General features: G+C 65.5%; 19 protein-coding genes. 3 read left to right on the top strand and 16 right to left on the bottom strand.

Annotation, left to right across the window (positions count from 1 at the left end):
- Positions 1-14 precede the first annotated feature (14 nt).
- The 11 genes from flgK to ACQR1X_RS31105 form a co-directional block, all read right to left on the bottom strand.
- Positions 15-1,772 (bottom strand): flagellar hook-associated protein FlgK, encoded by a 1,758-nt coding sequence (flgK, locus tag ACQR1X_RS31155; protein WP_434891076.1) that lies wholly within the window; start codon positions 1,770-1,772, stop codon positions 15-17.
- Between the two features lie 27 nt (positions 1,773-1,799).
- Positions 1,800-2,252, bottom strand: a complete 453-nt coding sequence (locus ACQR1X_RS31150; RefSeq protein ID WP_315805150.1) for a flagellar protein FlgN — start codon at positions 2,250-2,252, stop codon at positions 1,800-1,802.
- A 15-nt stretch (positions 2,253-2,267) separates the two neighbouring features.
- Positions 2,268-2,537, bottom strand: coding sequence for a hypothetical protein (locus ACQR1X_RS31145; protein ID WP_315805149.1), 270 nt, complete (start codon positions 2,535-2,537; stop codon positions 2,268-2,270).
- Positions 2,538-2,539: 2 nt separating this feature from the next.
- The gene (gene flgE, locus ACQR1X_RS31140) at positions 2,540-3,778 is read right to left on the bottom strand and encodes a flagellar hook protein FlgE (RefSeq protein ID WP_315805148.1); all 1,239 of its coding nucleotides are present in this window, start codon (positions 3,776-3,778) and stop codon (positions 2,540-2,542) included.
- Positions 3,779-3,800: 22 nt separating this feature from the next.
- On the bottom strand, positions 3,801-4,466 hold the full coding sequence (locus ACQR1X_RS31135; protein ID WP_315805147.1) for a flagellar hook assembly protein FlgD: 666 nt from the start codon (positions 4,464-4,466) through the stop codon (positions 3,801-3,803).
- 365 nt (positions 4,467-4,831) lie between these two features.
- Positions 4,832-5,104 carry a hypothetical protein gene (locus ACQR1X_RS31130; protein ID WP_315805146.1) on the bottom strand — a complete coding sequence of 91 codons (273 nt, stop codon included), beginning with the start codon at positions 5,102-5,104 and terminating at the stop codon, positions 4,832-4,834.
- A 232-nt stretch (positions 5,105-5,336) separates the two neighbouring features.
- The gene (fliS, locus tag ACQR1X_RS31125; protein WP_434900254.1) at positions 5,337-5,762 is read right to left on the bottom strand and encodes a flagellar export chaperone FliS; all 426 of its coding nucleotides are present in this window, start codon (positions 5,760-5,762) and stop codon (positions 5,337-5,339) included.
- On the bottom strand, positions 5,762-7,474 hold the full coding sequence (gene fliD / locus ACQR1X_RS31120; protein ID WP_434894273.1) for a flagellar filament capping protein FliD: 1,713 nt from the start codon (positions 7,472-7,474) through the stop codon (positions 5,762-5,764). The genes fliS and fliD overlap by 1 nt, the downstream gene beginning before the upstream one ends.
- Before the next feature lie 61 nt (positions 7,475-7,535).
- Positions 7,536-8,360 carry a flagellin gene (locus tag ACQR1X_RS31115; RefSeq protein ID WP_315805143.1) on the bottom strand — a complete coding sequence of 275 codons (825 nt, stop codon included), beginning with the start codon at positions 8,358-8,360 and terminating at the stop codon, positions 7,536-7,538.
- A 138-nt stretch (positions 8,361-8,498) separates the two neighbouring features.
- Complete coding sequence (locus ACQR1X_RS31110; protein WP_315805142.1) at positions 8,499-9,206, bottom strand: RNA polymerase sigma factor; 708 nt, start codon at positions 9,204-9,206, stop codon at positions 8,499-8,501.
- Complete coding sequence (locus ACQR1X_RS31105) at positions 9,203-9,412, bottom strand: hypothetical protein (protein WP_315805141.1); 210 nt, start codon at positions 9,410-9,412, stop codon at positions 9,203-9,205. The genes ACQR1X_RS31110 and ACQR1X_RS31105 overlap by 4 nt, the downstream gene beginning before the upstream one ends.
- Positions 9,413-10,146: 734 nt before the next feature.
- On the opposite strand from ACQR1X_RS31105, the gene ACQR1X_RS31100 reads away from it, so the two are divergent.
- Together ACQR1X_RS31100 and ACQR1X_RS31095 are read left to right on the top strand one after the other, a co-directional pair.
- On the top strand, positions 10,147-11,478 hold the full coding sequence (locus tag ACQR1X_RS31100) for a hypothetical protein (protein WP_434891079.1): 1,332 nt from the start codon (positions 10,147-10,149) through the stop codon (positions 11,476-11,478).
- Positions 11,479-11,496: 18 nt separating this feature from the next.
- On the top strand, positions 11,497-12,222 hold the full coding sequence (locus ACQR1X_RS31095) for a formyltransferase family protein (RefSeq protein WP_316238637.1): 726 nt from the start codon (positions 11,497-11,499) through the stop codon (positions 12,220-12,222).
- 1 nt (position 12,223) lies between these two features.
- Here the strand turns inward: ACQR1X_RS31095 and bluB are convergent, their stop codons facing one another.
- Positions 12,224-12,880: a 5,6-dimethylbenzimidazole synthase gene (bluB, locus tag ACQR1X_RS31090; protein WP_434900253.1), complete on the bottom strand. Its 657-nt coding sequence runs from the start codon at positions 12,878-12,880 to the stop codon at positions 12,224-12,226.
- Positions 12,877-14,217 carry a cobyrinate a,c-diamide synthase gene (locus ACQR1X_RS31085; RefSeq protein WP_434891080.1) on the bottom strand — a complete coding sequence of 447 codons (1,341 nt, stop codon included), beginning with the start codon at positions 14,215-14,217 and terminating at the stop codon, positions 12,877-12,879. The genes bluB and ACQR1X_RS31085 overlap by 4 nt, the downstream gene beginning before the upstream one ends.
- A gap of 47 nt (positions 14,218-14,264) precedes the next feature.
- On the opposite strand from ACQR1X_RS31085, the gene ACQR1X_RS31080 reads away from it, so the two are divergent.
- Entirely contained in the window at positions 14,265-15,395 is a 1,131-nt protein-coding gene (locus ACQR1X_RS31080; protein ID WP_434900252.1) for a cobalt-precorrin-5B (C(1))-methyltransferase, read from the top strand.
- Here ACQR1X_RS31080 and cobM read toward each other — a convergent pair.
- From cobM to cbiE, 3 genes are read right to left on the bottom strand one after another with little or no spacing between them, the layout of a single operon-like run.
- Positions 15,365-16,126, bottom strand: coding sequence for a precorrin-4 C(11)-methyltransferase (gene cobM / locus ACQR1X_RS31075; RefSeq protein ID WP_434900251.1), 762 nt, complete (start codon positions 16,124-16,126; stop codon positions 15,365-15,367). The genes ACQR1X_RS31080 and cobM overlap by 31 nt on opposite strands.
- Positions 16,123-16,527: a cobalamin biosynthesis protein gene (locus ACQR1X_RS31070; RefSeq protein WP_434891081.1), complete on the bottom strand. Its 405-nt coding sequence runs from the start codon at positions 16,525-16,527 to the stop codon at positions 16,123-16,125. Before ACQR1X_RS31070 ends, cobM begins: the two co-directional genes overlap by 4 nt.
- Entirely contained in the window at positions 16,524-17,759 is a 1,236-nt protein-coding gene (cbiE, locus tag ACQR1X_RS31065; RefSeq protein ID WP_434891082.1) for a precorrin-6y C5,15-methyltransferase (decarboxylating) subunit CbiE, read from the bottom strand. Before cbiE ends, ACQR1X_RS31070 begins: the two co-directional genes overlap by 4 nt.
- Positions 17,760-17,762 lie beyond the last annotated feature (3 nt).

Genomic DNA, 17,762 nt, shown 5'->3' with positions numbered 1-17,762 from the left:
ATAGGCGCTCCGGACTAGGTCGACTGCACGGCAGTGAGCAACGACGAGAACATGCTGTTGATCACGGAGATCAGCTGCGAGGCGGCAGCGTATTTGTTCTGCAGCGAGCTCAGCCGCGCCGTCTCCTCGTCGAGGTTGACGCCCGACTGCGAGGACAGCGAGCTCGCATAGCTCGACTGGGCCGTCGATTTCGCGGTGTAGGCCGTCGCTGCCTGCGACGCCTTGCTGGCCACATTGGCGACGATCGCCGCGGCATAGTCGGCAAACGAACCGCTCGTTGCGCTCAGGCCGCCGGCCGAGGCGAAGCTGGTCGAGCCGGTCAGCTTGTCGATGAGCGCGTTGATGACCGTCGCCGAGCCGGCCGTCAGCACCTGGCTGCCGGTCGTCAGGGTCGCGGAGCCGTCGAGCGTGCCGGTCGGAAGACCGGCAGCGCCGCTCAGGATGCTACTGTTGACGGCAAAATTGGCCGCGCTCGTGCCGGTGACGAGGTCATTCATGCCGAAATAGCCGGCGAAGCCGCTGCCGCCGATCGCGCTGGTCATGTCGTTGATCGCGATGCCGTTCGACGACGACGTGGCGCTGATCGACAGGTGCCCGCTGGAATCGATCGAGGCGGAGACGCCGGAGATGCCGTTGAGCGCCGTGACCAGATCGCCCACCGTCGCATAGGACGACAGGTCGAGATCCTGATACGAAACGAGATTGCCGCTCTGGTCAGCCACGGCGATGCGGACCGTTCCGGACGCCGCCAGGGCCGTCGTGCTGCTGACGCTCGCGGATCCGGTCAGGGTAGTCGGAGGTGGAACGGCCGACGCGCCATCAGTGATCGAATTCAGCGCCGATTTCAGCTGCGAGGCCAGTTGATCGAGCTGGGTCTGCGCGGCCGGCAGGGTTTCGTCCCGCAACGTGACCAGCGAGCCGATCTTGCCCGACGTGATCTGGGACGTGACGTCGACGCCGTCGACCGTGATGCCGCTGAAGCCGCCGGACGCATAGCTCGACGCCGCCGAGACATTCGCCGAGGCCGTATAGCTCAGCGTGTGCGCCGAGCTGTCGACCAGAGCCCGCCCCGACGAGGTATAGACCTGAAGATCGCCGTTCGACGCCGTGTAGTAGCTGACGTTCATGTAGGACGACAGGTCCTGCAGCGCCGCGTTGCGCTCGTCCTCGAGATCCGCGGTCGATTGGCCGGACGCCGCCATCTTCCGGATCTCGACGTTGAGATCGGCGACCTGCTGCAGGTCGTCGTTGACGCTCTGGACCGACGACGCGATGTCCTTGTCGGCATTGGCGCGCAGCGTCTGCACGCCGCTCGACGTGCTGCGCAGCTGGCTGGCGAAATCGTCCAGCGCGCTGACCACGGCCGATTGCAGCGACACGCTGCTGGGCGAGCTCGCCAGCGACGACAAGGCGGACTCCAGCGAGGCCAGCGAGTTTGCCAGCGACGTTCCCGTCGTCGAGGTGCCGGACGTGGACGCGCTGCCGAACAACTGCTGGAGTTGCGTCAGGTAATTGTTCGTGGTGTCGGCCGCGCCGAGCTCGGAGTTGGCTCCGATCAGGGATTTCAGCAGCAGCTTGTCGACATTGCTCGAAATGCCGGTAATGGAAACGCCGGTTCCAACTCCCCCGGTCACGTTCGTGACCTGGTTGGCCGTCTTCTGCGTATACCCCTTCGTGTCGGCGTTCGAGATGTTCGACGACGCCACGCTGATCTGCAGCTCCGTGGCCGAGATGCCGCTGAAGGCGACCAACCGTGCTATGTCGAGCGACATTGCCCTACTCCTGCTGCTGGCTGGCCATCACGCCCTCACATTGGTTCCGCACGATGTCGCACGCGCGGTACGACGTCCACCGGCTCCATAGGGGGAGGCATTTGCGATCTGCTCGCGGATCGCCTGCATGACTGCCTCGATGCGACGATTGCTGGCTTCGATCGCGGCCCGCAGCCGCACGAGGTTCTCATCCATCGCGCCACGCAGGTTGAGGATGTGCTCCATGAGCTGCTCGCGCAGGACGCGGTCGCGGACGTCGAGGCTTGCCGTCTGCCTGGCGCATTCGGCCACCCGCTGCTCGAACAACCCGGCCAACCGGTTCTTGTCGTCGAGCTGCTTCGAGCGCGAGGCCGGCAATCCCTTGGCGAGCTCCACATTCTCCTCCGACACCACCGCGATGAGTTCGTCGATCAGCGCGATCAAGGTCCGCACCTCGTCCTCGCTTGCGGGCCGTCGATCGGCCTGAATTGCGTGTTTCATCCTGTCGCTCCCCTCTTACTGTTCACGCTGCGGTCGGCGACTGATCTGCGCGACGCGGGCATAGGTATTCAGCGCCGTCACCCTCACGGTGGCGACCTTGAGTTCCTCGTCGAGCAGCGCACATTCGCGAAGCAGCTTTCGTCGGACCGTTTCGATATCGTCGATCAAGGCCAACAGTTGCACGCGGTCGTCCTTGCCGGCGGTCGCGGCGCGCAGTCTCAGCCGCCGCAGCTTCTTCAGCAGAACCTCGCCCTCGCCGAGCCGCTCCCTCTTGAGGTCGGCCATGATCACCTCATCGACGAGATCAGGGTGTCGTACATCTTGTTGACGGCCGAGATCACCTGCGACGCCGCCGAATAGGCCTGCTGAGCCGAGATCATGCTGCTGAACTGGCCCGTGGTATCGGTCGTGCTCGACTCCAGCTCGCTACCGTAAATGGTCCCTGCACCATTCTCGCCGGATGCCTGCAGGGTCGCGTTGCCCGATGTCGCCGTCGACGTGTACATGCCGCTGCTATGTGCCACGAGGCCATTGGGATCGGCGAAGGTCGCCACCGCGATCTTGTAGATCGGAACCGTCTGGCCGTTGGAATAGGTCGCCTCGACAAGACCGTTCTTGCCGACCGAAATGCTGCTCAGCGTTCCGAACGAGATGCCGTCGGAATTGGCGCTGAAATTGGAGACGCTCGGCGTCGTGCTGCCGGACGACAATTGGGTCAGACCGTCGGTGCCGCCGCCGGTGGTGCCGAAGCTGAGCGTGATCGAGCTCGCCGCGGCGCCGTTGTTCCAGGTGATGCCGAGATTGGTCGAGGAGACCGTGCTCAGCGAGCCGTCAGAGTTGAAATCGATCGTATAGGTGCCGCTCGTCACGGTGCCGTCCGACGCCGTGGCAGGCGCGACATCGGCAGTCCATTCGTTCGCCGTCGCCGACTTGGTCCAGGTCACATTGAGCGTATGCGACTGGCCAAGCGAATCGTACACCGTCATCGAGCTGCTGAAGGTGTCTCCGCTCGCAGCATCGGCCGGCAGGTTGGCCGCAAGCGACGTCTTGGTCGTCGCCCCACCATTCGTCAGCGCCACCTTGGTATTGACCGGCTCGAGGCCGTTGCCGACCACGTTGCCGCTCGCATCTGTGCGCCAGCCTTCGAGATAGTAGCCGTCGTTCTCGAGATAGCCGGCATTGTCGGTCGTGAACGCGCCGTTGCGCGTGTAGAAGGTCTCACCCCCGGCCGAAGTCGAGTTGGTCGCGACGAAGAAGCCCGAGCCCTGGATGGCGACGTCGGTTGCGTTGGTGGTGGCGGCCAGCAGCCCCTGCTGCGTGATGTTGGCACGGCCGGAGACCGAGACGCCCCCCGAGGAATAGGCTTTCGAGCTGCTCGATGCCGTCACCAGCTGCTCGAACAGGCCGGACGTGGTCTTGTATCCGGTCGTATCGGCGTTGGAGATGTTGTCGCTGATCATGGCGAGCGACGAGCTCTGCGCGTTGAGCGCCGAGATCGCCGATGACAGGGCTCCAGAAAGACTCATGATTGTACTCCGGGTAATGCGGTCAGGAGGTGACGCCGATGATGTTGCTGGCGCTGACAGGAACGCCGCCGACGGTGAGCGACGGCGTGCTGGTCGAGGTGTCGATGCCGGTTACGGTCCCGGTGACCGTCGTGTAGTTGAGGACCGAGGTGCCCGCGGAGTCCGTCGCCGTCACGGAGATCGTGTACTGGCCGCCATTGCTGAGTTGATTGCCGCTGGAATCGGTGCCGTCCCAGGTGATCGAATTGGCGCCCTTGTTGCCGGTCCCGGTGCCTGTCCAGACCGTGCTTCCGGAGGAATCCTTGATCGAGATCGAAACGTTTGACGCTGCTGACGACAGCGAATAGCCGAACGTCGCCGAGCCGTTCGAGAGGACGGCAGTGTCACTCTTGGCCTCGACGGTGTGGCCGATGTAGTTCACCGAATTCAGCGTCACCAGGCTCGAGAACGAGCCGGCCAGCGAGGTCATGCTGCTGTTGAGCGACTGCTGCGAGGTGAAATTGGCGTAGGACGTCATCTGGTTGATGAAGTCGGTCACGCTGGTCGCGTTGAGCGGATCCTGGTTCTGCAGTTCGCTCACCAGCAGCTGAAGAAAGTCGGTCGAGCTGAGCGTCGTACGCGATGTGTCGCTGGACGATGATGTCGATGAGGTGGTCGCGGTCGACGAACTCGCGGCGGTGACGGTCATGGCAGAACTCCGGCTCGCGCCGCGAGCGGCGGCGGGACACAGCACGACCACGCGGTCGTGAAGGCGTTTGCTGATCAAACGGCCAGAGCGCCGATTCCAGGCGCACAATTAGTCGATCGAATTAGTTGATCCGACGGCAGAATTTGCCGCCGCGCTGTTGCGCAGAGGCGGCAAAAATCGCCTGGTGCGAGGCCCCGATCTGCATCGGCGCCACGGCTCGCCGTCGTCGCACTCGGGCGCCCTCGATTCGCGCGCAAGCGAACTCAAGAAACTGAGCGAGATGACAGTTGCGATGGTGTTGCGGTTCCAGCGGCGAGGTCCGACCGGCCGAAGCGCAGCCGCGCAAGCGCGGTCCTGGCTAAGGCTCAGCCAGGCTGATGGGCGTCAGCCGGCGGGGTTGCCGCTTCCTCTTGGGCCAGGCGATGGGCCGCAGCAAGGATGCGCGACGTCAGGCCGGCGGGTGCACGAACCGGCGGCGACGACAGCGCCTCACGAACGAGACGTGCCTCGGATAGCAATCGATCGGCTTCGGGAGAGGACGCAAGCAGATCAGCAGCGGATTGACGCTGCTCCGCCGGCCAGCGCGAGAGGTCCTCACCCAGCCTGCCGATCAGATCCTCGAATTCCCTGACGTCCATCGTCCGCCCAATCCAGCGCTTCCAGCTTGGTCATAAAGCATTCAGCCCGCGAACGAAATTGATATCGGCAATTGTGACGATCGACCGCAACCAAGCCCTGGAAACTCCGTACTTTTCGGGAGTCGTATGCACGCGAGGCCGCACTGGATACCGAAACGGGAGACAATGCAGCCCATTTCTGATCGATTTCTCAAGATTTCCGCAGCGCGGCGAGTGCCCGATTCGGCGAGATCTACCGACGGTTGGCCGAATCAGCAGCCGCTCGCTTTCCCCGGGCCGCCACATCGACAGCCTCCCACGCCTGCCGCAGTTCCAGCAGGCTTTCGGTGATCCGCTGGAAATTCTCGCGCATGTGAGGTCGACCATAGGCCCGCAGCGCGGCCACGATCAGGGCGTTGTAGGTTCCGAACAACTGGTCGGCGACCGGTCCGCCGCGCGTGGAATTGAGGTGCAAGCTCAACCCGCGCAAAATCGCCGTTGCCCGGGTCAGGTGGGCATGCCCCTCCTCGAAGCGACGCACCTCCTGCGCTTGCACGGATTTCTGCAGGCAGGTGACCGCGCCGTTGAGCAGCATGATCACGGCCCGCAGCGGCGGAACCGCGACGGCCGTGCCGCGGTAGGCCTGACTTGCAAATTGCGCCATCGAACTCTGGGTCATCAGTTACTCGAACTCGAATTGAGGAGGGCTTTCAGATAGGTCAGCGTATTGTTGGCGCTCTCGATCGCGGCTTGGTACTTGGCGTATTGCGCCGTGAGCTGGGTCTGGAACGTCGCAGCCGAGCTCTTAATGTCGTTGACCTTGGCCTGCATCGTCTCGTCCTGGGACGTCAGATTGTCGATCAAAGTCTGCAACGAGCCGGTGCTGGACGATGCGGTCTTGGCGATCTGGTAGATCTGGGTTGCAAGCCCCTGGGTCGAGGTCACCGTGATCGATTGCGAGGTCGAGCCGGTATAGGTGAAAGCCATGCCGGCATAGATCGTCCCGGAATTGCCCACGATCGTGTTGCCGCTGACCGTGAACAGCGAACTGTCGCCACCGACGGATGCGGCCGAGAGATTCCCCGAGGCATCCACCGTCAGATCCAGGGTGAACGACTGCGGCGACGACCCGGTATTGACGACGCTGAGCTGGCTCGACGAGGTCTTGGTCTGCGCCGACAACAACGTCGTCACACCGCTCAAATTGGTGCTCAGGATCGTCGACAGCGTGCCCGTATCGAGTTCGAGTTCGTTCTTTTCGTTGAACGAGAGACCAAGGTCCGCCATCGTCAGCCCGCCGACGGACGTTCCGAGCACGGTCTGAAGCGAGTTCATGATGTCGCGCATGGTGCCGTCGCCGAACAGCACCGAGCTGGATGAGGCGGTTCCGTCGGAGTTGGTGGTCTGCTGCGCAATCACGGCATCGCGGAACGCATTGTAGTCGGTGACGAAGGTCTGCAGCGCCGACGAGATCTGGCTCGTATCGGCGCCGATGGCGACGGTCAGCGTCGTTCCGGAGGGTGTCGCCTGCAGCAGATCGAACGTGACGCCGCTGAGCACGTCGGTGATGTCGTTTGTGTTGCGGGTCAGGCTGATCCCATCGAGCGTGAACTCCGCGGCCTGGGCCGTCTGCAGCACCGTCGCGAAGGCTCCCGAGCTGTCGGTCACCCCGAGCTTGTTGAGGATGTCGTCCCCGGACGAGCTTGCATAGGTGATGTCGGCGGCATCCTGGGTCCCCGTCAGCACCAGTTGATAGGACCCGCTCGATACCTGGACGATCGACGCCTCGACATCGGTCGTGGAGGTCTGCGCGTTGATCGCGTCGACGACATCCTGCAGCGACATGCCGCTGGTGATGGTGATGTCGGCCGTGCTGCCTCCGGACAGGCCGAGCGAGAACGTGCCGGAATAGCCGAGGGCCGCGGTCTGGCTCGACTGCGTCGTGCCCGTCACCTTGTGCGCCGTGGCGACCTGGCCGATCGTCAGCGTGTGGCTGCCGGTCGCGGCTCCATTGCTCACCGACATCGACAGCGCCGATGAGGCGCTGACGTCGCCGGTCGCGCTGATGGTGGCGGCCCGCGTGGCGAAGGCGTTGGTCGCAAGCGAGTTCACCATCGATGTCGCCAGCGACGACAATCCCGATGACAGTGTCTTCAGTGCGGTCTGCAGCGTCTGGTACGCCGTGATCTTGGCTTCATTGGCGGTGATCTTGGTCGAGATCTGGGTCGCCTGGGTGAGCTTGGCATTGACGGCGGACTCGATCAGCGCGGTCCAGTCGATCGTGCTCGTGGTGCTCGTTCCCGACGTCGTGAGCGAGCTGCTCGAACTCGTCGATGATGAAGAAGACGATGTCGTGCTGCTCGTGCTCGAGGTTGCGCTGCTCACCGTCATCCGTCGTCGTCCTCCGAGGAAAAAGCCGGACCGGCGAGGCGCCGGCCCGGCAGATCACGGCTCAGCCCAGCAGCTTCAGGAGGTACTGCGGGATCTGGTTGGCGGCGGCTTCCGCCGATACCGCGGCCTGGGTCTTCACCTGCGCCGACGACAGCTTCGCCTGCTCCGAGGCGATGTCGACGTCCTTGATGGCGGAATTGGCCGATTGCAGGTTCTGCGTCTGCGTCGAGATCGAATCGGCCGAGAAGTTGAAGCGCGACTCCTGCGCGCCGATGTCGGCACGCGCCTTCGACACGGTGTCGATCGCGGTGTCGAGAGTGGTCAAGGCTGCGGTCGCGCCGGTCTGGGTGCTGACGTCGAGCGACGAGACGCCGAGCGTGCTCGCGGTGAGATCCGACAGCGTGATGTTGATGGTGTCGGACGCGGACGATCCGACCAGAACCGAGACGCCCGACGAGAACGTGCTGGTGCCGTCGAGCAGGCTCTGACCGCTGTAGCGCGTTCCGGTCGCGATCGACGAGATTTCGCTGATGAGCTGCGAGAATTCCGACTGGATGTAGGTGCGGCTGGTTCCGACCGTGGTGCCCGATGCGGACTCGGAGGCCAGCGACTTCATGCGCGCCAGGATGTCGCTGATGTTCGACGCGCCGCCATCCGCGGTCTGCAGGATCGACGTCGCCTGGGCGGCGTTGGTCGCGGCCTGCTGCAGCGTGGTGATGTCCGAGGAGATGCGCGTGGAAATGGCGAGACCGGCCGCGTCGTCCGAGGCCGACGTGATGCGCGAACCGCTCGACAGCTTGGAGAGCGAGCTCGTCTCCTGGTTGGAGTTGATGTTCAAGTAGCGGACGGCGGAGTTGGCGGCGATGTTGGTGGAAATTGCGGGCACGGTGAGGACTCCTGAGTGATCGGCAAAGCACGCCGCATCGTGGAAGGACTGACGGTGCGGATCGGCCCCGTCTGACCGATCAAACGGAAGCGCCTGCGGGAATCAGGCGGGAATTCTCCCGCGCCGGGAATTTTATGGTTAGCAATCGGTGAAGGCGCCGCGAATGTCGCGCTCGTGACGCCGCAGCATGTCGCGCAGATGCTGGCGACCCCGCTTCAACAGCGACTCCACGGCGGCCACTGTCGTGTCCATCACCTCGGCGATTTCGCCGTTGCTCATGTTCTCGTGATACGACAGGATCACGGCGATCCGTTGCTGCTCCGGAAGCCGCTGCATCGCTCCTTCCAGGAGGTCGCTGAGCTCCGCACGCTCGATGACGCTCACGGCATCCGGCTTGCCGTCCGCAACCTCGGGCACCACATCGACATTCTCGGTCCGCGGCTTGCGGCGGATGTCGATGCAGCGGTTGCTGACGACGCGATAGAGCCAGGTCGAGAATTTGGCACGGCCGTGCTGCCACCGCCCGCGATGAGTCCAGACCTTCAGCATCGTATCCTGAACGACGTCCTCGGCGTCGGCGGCATTGCCGACGATGCGCAACGCAATCGCATAGGCGCGGTCGATGTGGCGCTCGACGAGAAGGCGAAATGCGAGCTCCTCTCCGGTGGCCAGCCGGTCGAGCAGATCCTTGTCCTCGTCGAAGACCATGGTCTCGCCCGGCGGCGCAGAGTCTGGAACGGTGCTGACCGACTCGCTCGACGGCAGCACCACCGCGACGTCCGGGGACCCCGGCTCCTTCGAAGATACGCCATCGGCCGGGGCCCAGACGTCCAGCGCGTAGCTCATTTCCGCATCTCCAACCCGCAATGCCGAATGCGGTATTCGCAGACGGCTTCCGATCGTTGAACGCTGTGATCGAGAGAAGCAGGCGAAGATTTTTCGTGATTTTTCAGGTAGTTAGATGGAATGTTTTGCCTAGGGACAGGCAAATTCTGCCGCACGCGGATCGAGCGCTCGACGATCATTGAGAAGGAGAGGCCGATGTTCGGCATGGCGCGGGTTCATTCCGGAAGACGAGTTCAGCAGAAAACGCGGGCTGCAACGCTTACTAACAGCATCCCTGGATGCGGACCGCGCACACCAAATCTGCGGTCGATCAAGATCCGGAGTTCTTGCGAAACGATCATCTCGCCCGGCAATTTTTTCCGAATCACCTCGACGAAATTATCGCATTTTTCGACTCTGTCAGTTTCCGCAGACGCGATTTTTGAATCTCGTGACGATTTTTGCGACAAGGCGCGCCTGATCTGTCGTGCTCGTACGTTGTAGTTGCTGATGGAACGACAAATGAAGCGATCGACGTGATGCGTCGCGCGCCGACGACGCACGCGTAGGTGTCAATCGATGTCTGTAGCGTCACCGAATGTTGCTCAATGTTTCGATCGACGTCGACTTTCGTGAGTATCGTCGCGTTCGATATCTCAGCGCGAAGCGCGCGATCCGCGCCCGCGACTGCTTTTTAATGCCCGATTTCGTACTTCGGCGTCGACCAAGCGCTATCAGATCGAAAGCGAATGCCCGTACGTCTTCTTACGCATCCACGATGTTGATTCATCTGTGCGGGCTTCGCGCGGCGCGCCGGCAACATTGCGAAACGAAGTTCGCGTTTTCCGTGTCGAGAGCTTCGTCCTGCTCGCATCATCGCAAGTGACCGACGCCGGCGCATGCGTGATCGACGCGCCTGATTGGCCGACGTGGTCCGTTTGATTGTGCAGGAGGACCCGGCATGATGCGACAAGACCCGAAAGCCATCGACGACGACCCGACGCAAGCCTTGCGCGCTCGAGGCGTCAGGCTCGGTCAGCAGCAAGGTCTTCGTCTGCAGTGGCTGTCGCGGACATTCGGGCCGCTGGTTCACTGCGGCGAACGTCCATCGCCTGGCCGCGGCCGCACGATCGTCCTGCTCGATCCGCCAACCGGCGCGGGTGCGGAGCTGCTGTACGGCACGCTGACCTCGCACGATGCCGTGGCGATCCCTTTCGGCGAAAACCCCGCGTTCGATTTCCTGAAATCCAAGTTGACGGCGTTCGGCACCGTCGGCACCTCGGCCGACGGTCCGCATGAATTGTGGTGGGGCGGCCGCGACTGGCCTGCTCCGGAGACGGCACCCGCAACTACGATGCGTGTCGTGTCCTGCCATCCGACGACGGTCGGCGACTTGCACGTCTATCATCTCAGACGCTCGCTGCAGCGGCTCGGGCTCCCATTCGACATCGAGGCGATCGATTGCCGCCCCGGCGAACGCCTGAGCGCTGCCGACAAGGCCGACTTCGTCGCGCGGATGTGGCAGCGGCACCGCGAGCCGCTGTTGTACGTCGAGGCGGACGTGATGTTTCAAGCCGCCCCGGGCCTTCCTCATCTGGCCGGCTGCGACTTCGCCGTCCATAAGTGGAACGGCTGGGAGATGTCGCCGCGCACTCTCTATTTCGGCCGCTCCAAGGCGGCCGAGACCATGCTGACGACCTGGCGCGAGATTGCCTCGTCATATCCCGATGTCTGGGACGGCTATCTGATCGACCAGGCCTGGAGTGCGGTGACGTCCCAGATCGCACTCGATACGGTCTGGCTTCCCCGCAGCTACCATGCCGTTGCAGGGGAAGCCGGAGTCGGCAACGCGACGATCGTCCACAATCTGAAGCCGACAAACGCTGATCTCGGCCCCGACCCGGACTTCGCCGAAGTGGCACGCTCGCCGCGGCGGGCGGGGCGCGTCGGCGCGCTGGAGTCGCTGCTCGTGGTGCGCTCGAAAGTAAAATCCGGCCGGGGCGTCACGGTCATCCTGCGCGATGTCGAAGGTAGCAGCGCGCGCGCAACGGCCGACAGCATCGAGCGGCTGACGAGCGCCTTCGTCGCCGATTGCGGCGGCTTTGGCCGCCTCGAGCTTTCGCTGTGCTCGTGGGCGCCGGAGGTTCGCATGGCGCGGCGGGCCGCTTTGCTGGCCGACAACATGGTACTCGAGATTGTCCCCGGTCAGGAGCTGCCGGCCGATCTGTTCGCCGCCACCGCCGCCTCGGAAGCCATGCGCCGGCCCGCCAGCTTCAACGCCCATCGCCACTGACGCCAGCCAGGACAAATCATGTTCGACACCATCATTCTTCTCACCGGCAGCCGTGACCAGCAGCTCGCGTTGTCCGAGCTCCTGCGGGCGCACAACGCTGCCCTCGCATTCCGCTGCGCGGTCAGCCTGCAGGACCTCGAAGCCATCGAACGCGACGTGCTCGGCAGATCCCGCCTGCTTGCGTTCACGACCGGCGTCGTCGTGCCTGCCGCCATCCTTCAGGCGCTCGGTTACGGCGCCTACAATTTTCATCCGGGCCCACCGGATTATCCCGGCTGGGCGCCGGCCCATTTCGCAATGTACGACGGTACGAAGCGCTTCGGCGCGACGGCCCACGCGATGGAGACCCGGGTCGACTGCGGCGCGATCGTCGGTGTCGAGCCGTTCGACATCCCCCAAGGCGTGGATGTCCGCGGCCTGGAGCAGATGGCGTTCGTGCGGCTCGCCTATCTGTTCTGGCGGATGTCGCGCGACCTCGCCTGCCAGGCCGGCCCGCTGCCGGCGCTCGGCACCGGTTGGAGCGGCACCAAGAGCACGAGGCAGATGTACGCCGCCCTATGCGACATGCCCGCCGACATCGATCGATCCGAGATGGCGCGCCGCATCCACGCCTTTCACGACGATTTCCGCGGCATTCCACTGACCGTCAACCTGCACGGCACACGGTTTCAGCTCATGCGCGCCGAGGCCGCCGTCGGCGAGCCGATGACGGTTGACGCGCCGGCGTTGGCGCTCGCGTCGTGACCTAACGCTTGAGCGGCTTGATCACGGTCCGGTCGAGCCGCGTTTCCCAGCCGTGACGTTCCAGCTCGGGATCGTCATGCTCCTCCTGCGGCCAGCCGACGCAGAGATACGCAATCAGGCTCCAGTCCGACGGCAATTCGAGCGCGCGACAGACAGCCTCCGGGTCCAGGATCGACACCCAGCCAACGCCGAGACCTTCCGCGCGCGCCGCCAGCCAGAACGTCTGGATCGCTGCGACCACCGAGTAGCGGAGCGTTTCCGGCATCGTGGCGCGGCCGAGACGATGCCCGGTGGCAGCGCCTTCGTCGGCACAGACGGCGAGATGGACCGGCGCCTGCGTCAAGCCTTCCAGCTTGAGGCTTGCATAGAGCGCGCGCCGCTCACCATCATAGCCGGCGAGCGCCGCCTGGTTCGCATGCTGGAAGTTCTCGATCACCGTCGCGCGGCGTTCGGCGCTCTCGACGAGCACGAACCGCCAAGGCTGGCAGAAGCCGACGGACGGCGCGTAGGACGCGAGAGCGAGCAACTGCTCGATCAGCTCAAGGGAGACCGGATCGGCGCGGAAACGGCGGACGTCGCGACGCCAGCGCACCAGCTCGGCAAAGCGCTGCCGGAATGTCGCGTCGAACTGCGGAGGGCTTCGGCCTGGCTCGCTCATGCGCCCTCCCCGCTCAGGACGTGCAGGAACGATCCGGTCATCGACCCGCGCCGGGCGCCGCGCTCGGCGATGACGCCGCCCGAGGCATCGCGGCACGCGATCAGCGGATCGTCTGCCTCGCTCAGGATGGTTGCATAATGGAATTCGTGGCCGTGAACGACGGCCCCTCTCGGGCCGAGGCTGCAGTCGACCAAGAGCGTCGCTTGACGATAGCCGAGATGCAGGCGGCGTCGCGCGAACGACGTTTCCAGTGACAGCAGCCCAGCCATCGCATGCCGGACACCATGGGCATCTTCGAGTCCCGCGCCTAGCGTCATGTAGCCGCCGCACTCGCCGTGGATTGGCACGCCGCGCGAGGCCATCGCGCGCAACGCGTCCAGGAACGACCGCGCCGAGGCCAGCCGTCCCGCATGCAATTCGGGATAGCCGCCTGGCAGCCACACCGCGTCGGCTGCCGGATCAGGAGCCTCATCGTTCAACGGCGAGAACGGGATGGCCTCCGCGCCCTGAGCGCGCCAGTGCCGCAGCAGATGCGGATAGCTGAACGAGAAGGCCGCATCTGATGCGAGCGCGATGCGCTGTCCGGGCGGTTTGATGCCGAGGCTGGAGCTCTGCGCGGCGAGGCCAGGCGCCCGAATCGGATTTGCGAGAGCAAGCACCGCGTCGAGATCGACCGACCCGGACACGCTTGCCGCAAGACGCTCGAGATGGGCCTCGATGGCCGTGATCTCCTGGGCCTGGACCAGCCCGAGATGGCGTTCGGGCAAGGTCAGTTGCGCGTCCCGCGCCAGCGCGCCGAGCACCTCGATTCCGACGGTCGCAAACGCCGGCTCGATGAGCGCCCGGTGCCGCTCGCTCGCGACCCGATTGAGGATCACCCCGGCCACGTGGACATCGTCGCGAAAACGCGCGCAGCCGAGCGCGACGGCGGCGGCCGTCTCGGTCTGCCCGCTGACATCGAGAACGAGCACGACCGGCCAGCCGGTCAGGGCTGCAAGATCTGCGGCCGAGCCCCTGCCCGCGCGCCCGGGATGTGACGCGCCATCGAACAGGCCCATGACGCCCTCGACGATGGCGATATCGGCGTCGGCGGCAACGCCGCAGGCAAGCCCGAGCAGCTGCGGCGCGGACATCGCCCAGCTGTCGAGATTGTAGCTCGTCCGCTTTGCCGCGGCCGTGTGATAGGCGAGATCGATATAGTCCGGGCCGCATTTGAAGGGTTGCACGCGCGCGCCGCGCCGGCTGAGTGCACGCAACAGCCCGAGCGTGACGGTCGTCTTGCCGGCGCCCGAACGCGGCGCGGCGATGATGATTCCGCTGGGCGCCGCCTTGCTCATGGCCGTAACGCCGCCGAGGCATGGCAAAATGTGCTATGCGAACCGACATGATGGACATCGCGGATCCGCCGAACCGACCGCTGAAGCGTGGCTGGACGACCGGCAGCTGCGCCACGGCTGCGGCGCGCGCCGCCTACGAGCTGCTGATCACGGGCAACTGTCCTGCCATGGTCGAGATCGCCCTTCCGGGCGGACGTCGTGTCGGCTTTGCGATCGCGATGCATGAGGCCGACGGCATCGAGGCCACCGCGGGCGTGGTCAAGGACGCCGGCGACGATCCTGACGTCACGCATGGTGCGCTGGTCAGAGCAACCTTGCGGCGCGGTGCAGACAATTCCGGCGTAACGTTCCGCGCCGGCCCCGGCGTCGGCACCGTGACACGACCGGGATTGCCGCTGCCGCCGGGAGAGCCTGCGATCAATCCGGTGCCGCGCGAGATGATCACGGCGGCGATTGGCGAAGCCTCGGCAAAGCTCGGTGCGACAGGCGACGTGGCCGTCGAGATCTCCATTCCCGGCGGCGAGGAGCTCGCCAGAAAGACGCTCAACCCGCGGCTCGGCATCGTCGGCGGCCTGTCGATCCTCGGCACCACGGGAATCGTGGTGCCGTTCAGCTGTGCTGCCTGGATCCACTCCATCTATCGCGGCATCGACGTCGCGCGCGCGGCCGGCCTGCCGCACATCGCCGGCGCGACGGGAAGCACATCCGAGAAGGCCGTGCAGCGGCTCCATGGCCTGCCGGAGACGGCGCTGATCGACATGGGCGATTTCGCCGGCGGCATGCTGAAATATCTGCGACGGCATCCGGTCGCTCGCGTCACCGTGGCCGGCGGCTTCGCCAAGATGACCAAGCTCGGCCAGGGCCTGCTCGACCTGCATTCGCGCGCCGGCGAGGTCGATCTCGGCTGGCTGGCGAACACGCTGCATGACGCGGGTGCGCCGGCCACGCTGGTCACGAGCGCACGCACGGCCAACACCGCGCTGCAGGTGCTGCAGGAGTCCCAGCGGGTCGGGTTTCCTGCCGGAGAGGTGGTCGCGCTCGCCGCCTGGACGACGGCGCGGCGTGCGCTGGGCGACAACGACATGGCCCTCGACATCGCCGTGTTCGACCGCGACGGCCGGCTGGTCGGACAAAGTCATGGACCGGCTCAATCCCCTCTCCCGCGGAAGCGCCGCTGATAGTCGGCATCGTACAGCGCGCTGTTGCGAAAATCCTCGGTTGCGAGTGCGCGGCCCACCAGGATCAGCGCGGTCCGCTCCACGGCGGAAGCCGCGGCCTGGCCGACGATGGTCGCCAGCGTGCCGGTCAGGACCAGCTGGTCCGGCCAGCTCGCGCGATAGACGATCGCGACCGGACAGTCGTCACCGTAATGCGGCCGCAGCTCCTCGACGACCTTGTCGAGAACGTGGATCGAGAGATGGATGGCGAGCGTGGCGCGCGACTGCGCGAACAGCGAAAGCTGCTCCGTGTCCGGCATGGCCGACGCGCGGCCGGAGGTCCGCGTGAGCACCACCGATTGGGCTAATCCCGGCAAGGTCAATTCGCGACCAAGCGCGGCCGCCGCCGCCGCGAACGACGGCACACCGGGTGTGATCGTGTAGGGAATCCGCAATGCATCCAGGCGCCGCAATTGCTCGCCGAGCGCGCTCCAGATCGAGAGATCGCCGGAATGCAGCCGCGCCACGTCGTCGCCCGCGAGCGTGGCGCGCTCGATCTCGGCCACGATCTCGTCGAGCGACATCGGTGCCGTGTCGACGATACGTGCGCCGGGCGGGCAATGATCGAGCAGCGCTCGAGGGACCAGCGAGCCCGCATAGAGACATACCGGACAGCGCGCGATCAGGTCACGGCCGCGCAAGGTGATCAGGTCCGGGGCGCCGGGACCGGCGCCGATGAAGTGCACCGTCATGGCGCACGCTCCGCATCGATGGCCGCCTCGCCCTCCGCCAGCGCGCAGGTCGCTGCGGCGTTTGCGACGCGCGCCAGGACCAGCCGGGCATTCGCGCCGGCGGCAGCCAGCGCCGCCGTCTCGGCGACCGAAGGTACACCCTTCAGGCGCCTGACGCGATCGCTTCGCGTGATCGCGCGATCGGCGACAGCCGCCATGTCAGCAGAGGCCACTCCGACGAGCGGGCGGCCAAGCCGGCGCGCGGCGCTGATCACGCTGGGTTCGCTGACCTTGTCCGCCGCCGTGGCGAGCACCGCCACGTCTGCCGGGGCGAGGCGTGCAAGCGAGAGCGCCTGTGCGATCACCGCCTCGATGTCTGCGACGCTGGCGGCACGCCGGCAACCGATTCCGAGCGCGATCATGGTTTCGTCACCCGCCACTGCGTGATCGGCATGGCCTGCCGCCAGCCGTGCATGCGGCCGACCGGCTCGATGCGCGAAACCGCGATGCGGATCAGTTCACCGCCATGCTGGCCGAACAACGCGCTCAGCCGCGCCTCGCCTTCGAGCGACACCACGTTGGCGACGAGGCGGCCGCCGGGTTTCAGCCGCGACCAGACGGCTTCGAACACACCCATTTCCGAAATGCCGCCGCCGATGAAGACCGCATCGGGCGCTTCCAGATCCGCCAGCACCGCCGGCGCGCGTCCCATCACCACCTTCAGCTCGGGAGTGCCGAGCGCCAGCGCGTTGCGCATCGCCCGGCCGGCCCGGTCCTGCCGCGCCTCGATCCCGATCGCGCGCAGCGAGCCGTGCCGCAGCAGCCACTCGATTGCCACCGCGCCCGAGCCCAGCCCGACGTCCCACAGCAGTTCGCCTGGACGCGGCGCCAAGGCCGACAACGTCACGGCGCGAACGTCACGCTTGGTCAACTGGCCGTCATGCTCGAACAGGTCATCGGCAAGACCGGCGGTCAGCGGGATCACGGGCGCATCAACCTCCGCGTCGACCTCGATCGCGATCGTCGTCAGCGGATGGATATCGGAGAGATCGAACGCGTCAGCTGGCGCGCCTCGCACCCGCTCGTGTGGGCCGCCGATCGCTTCCAGCACCGTCAGGCGCGAACGTCCCATGCGGCGCGAGGTCAGCAGCGCGGCGAGCCTTGCGGCAGTGGATCCATCCCAGGCCAGCGCCAGAATGCGCGCCCCCGGCGCAAGATGGCGGATGATCCCTTCCAGCGGGCGGCCGTGCAGCGTCACCTGCGCCACGTCCTGCAGCGGCCAGCCGAGCCGTGCCGCCGCGAGGCTGAAGGCCGAGGGCTGCGGGACGCACAACATCTCGGCGGGCGCGAAACGCTGCATCAGCTGCTTGCCGACGCCGTAGTTGAAAGGATCGCCGCTTGCGAGAACGACGACGGGCTCTCCCCGTCGCGCCGCGATCTGATCGAACGCGAGCTTCAACGGGCTGGGCCAAGCCAGCCGTTCCCCCGCGATCAACGGCGCGGCAAGCTCGAGATGGCGCGCGCCTCCGACCACGAGCGCCGCCTGCGCGATGAGACGTCGTGCGGACGTCGAGAGACCGCCAACACCATCCTCGCCGATCCCGACGATGGACAGCCAGCGCTGCGCGTTGCAAGTTGCGGCCGAGTTCACCATGGA

The organism is Bradyrhizobium sp. HKCCYLRH3073 (genome assembly GCF_051167995.1).
In the GTDB taxonomy this organism is placed as follows: Bacteria; Pseudomonadota; Alphaproteobacteria; order Rhizobiales; family Xanthobacteraceae; genus Bradyrhizobium.
The sequence above is the reverse complement of the archived record's forward strand: the minus strand, read 5'-3'. Positions and strand labels throughout refer to the sequence as shown.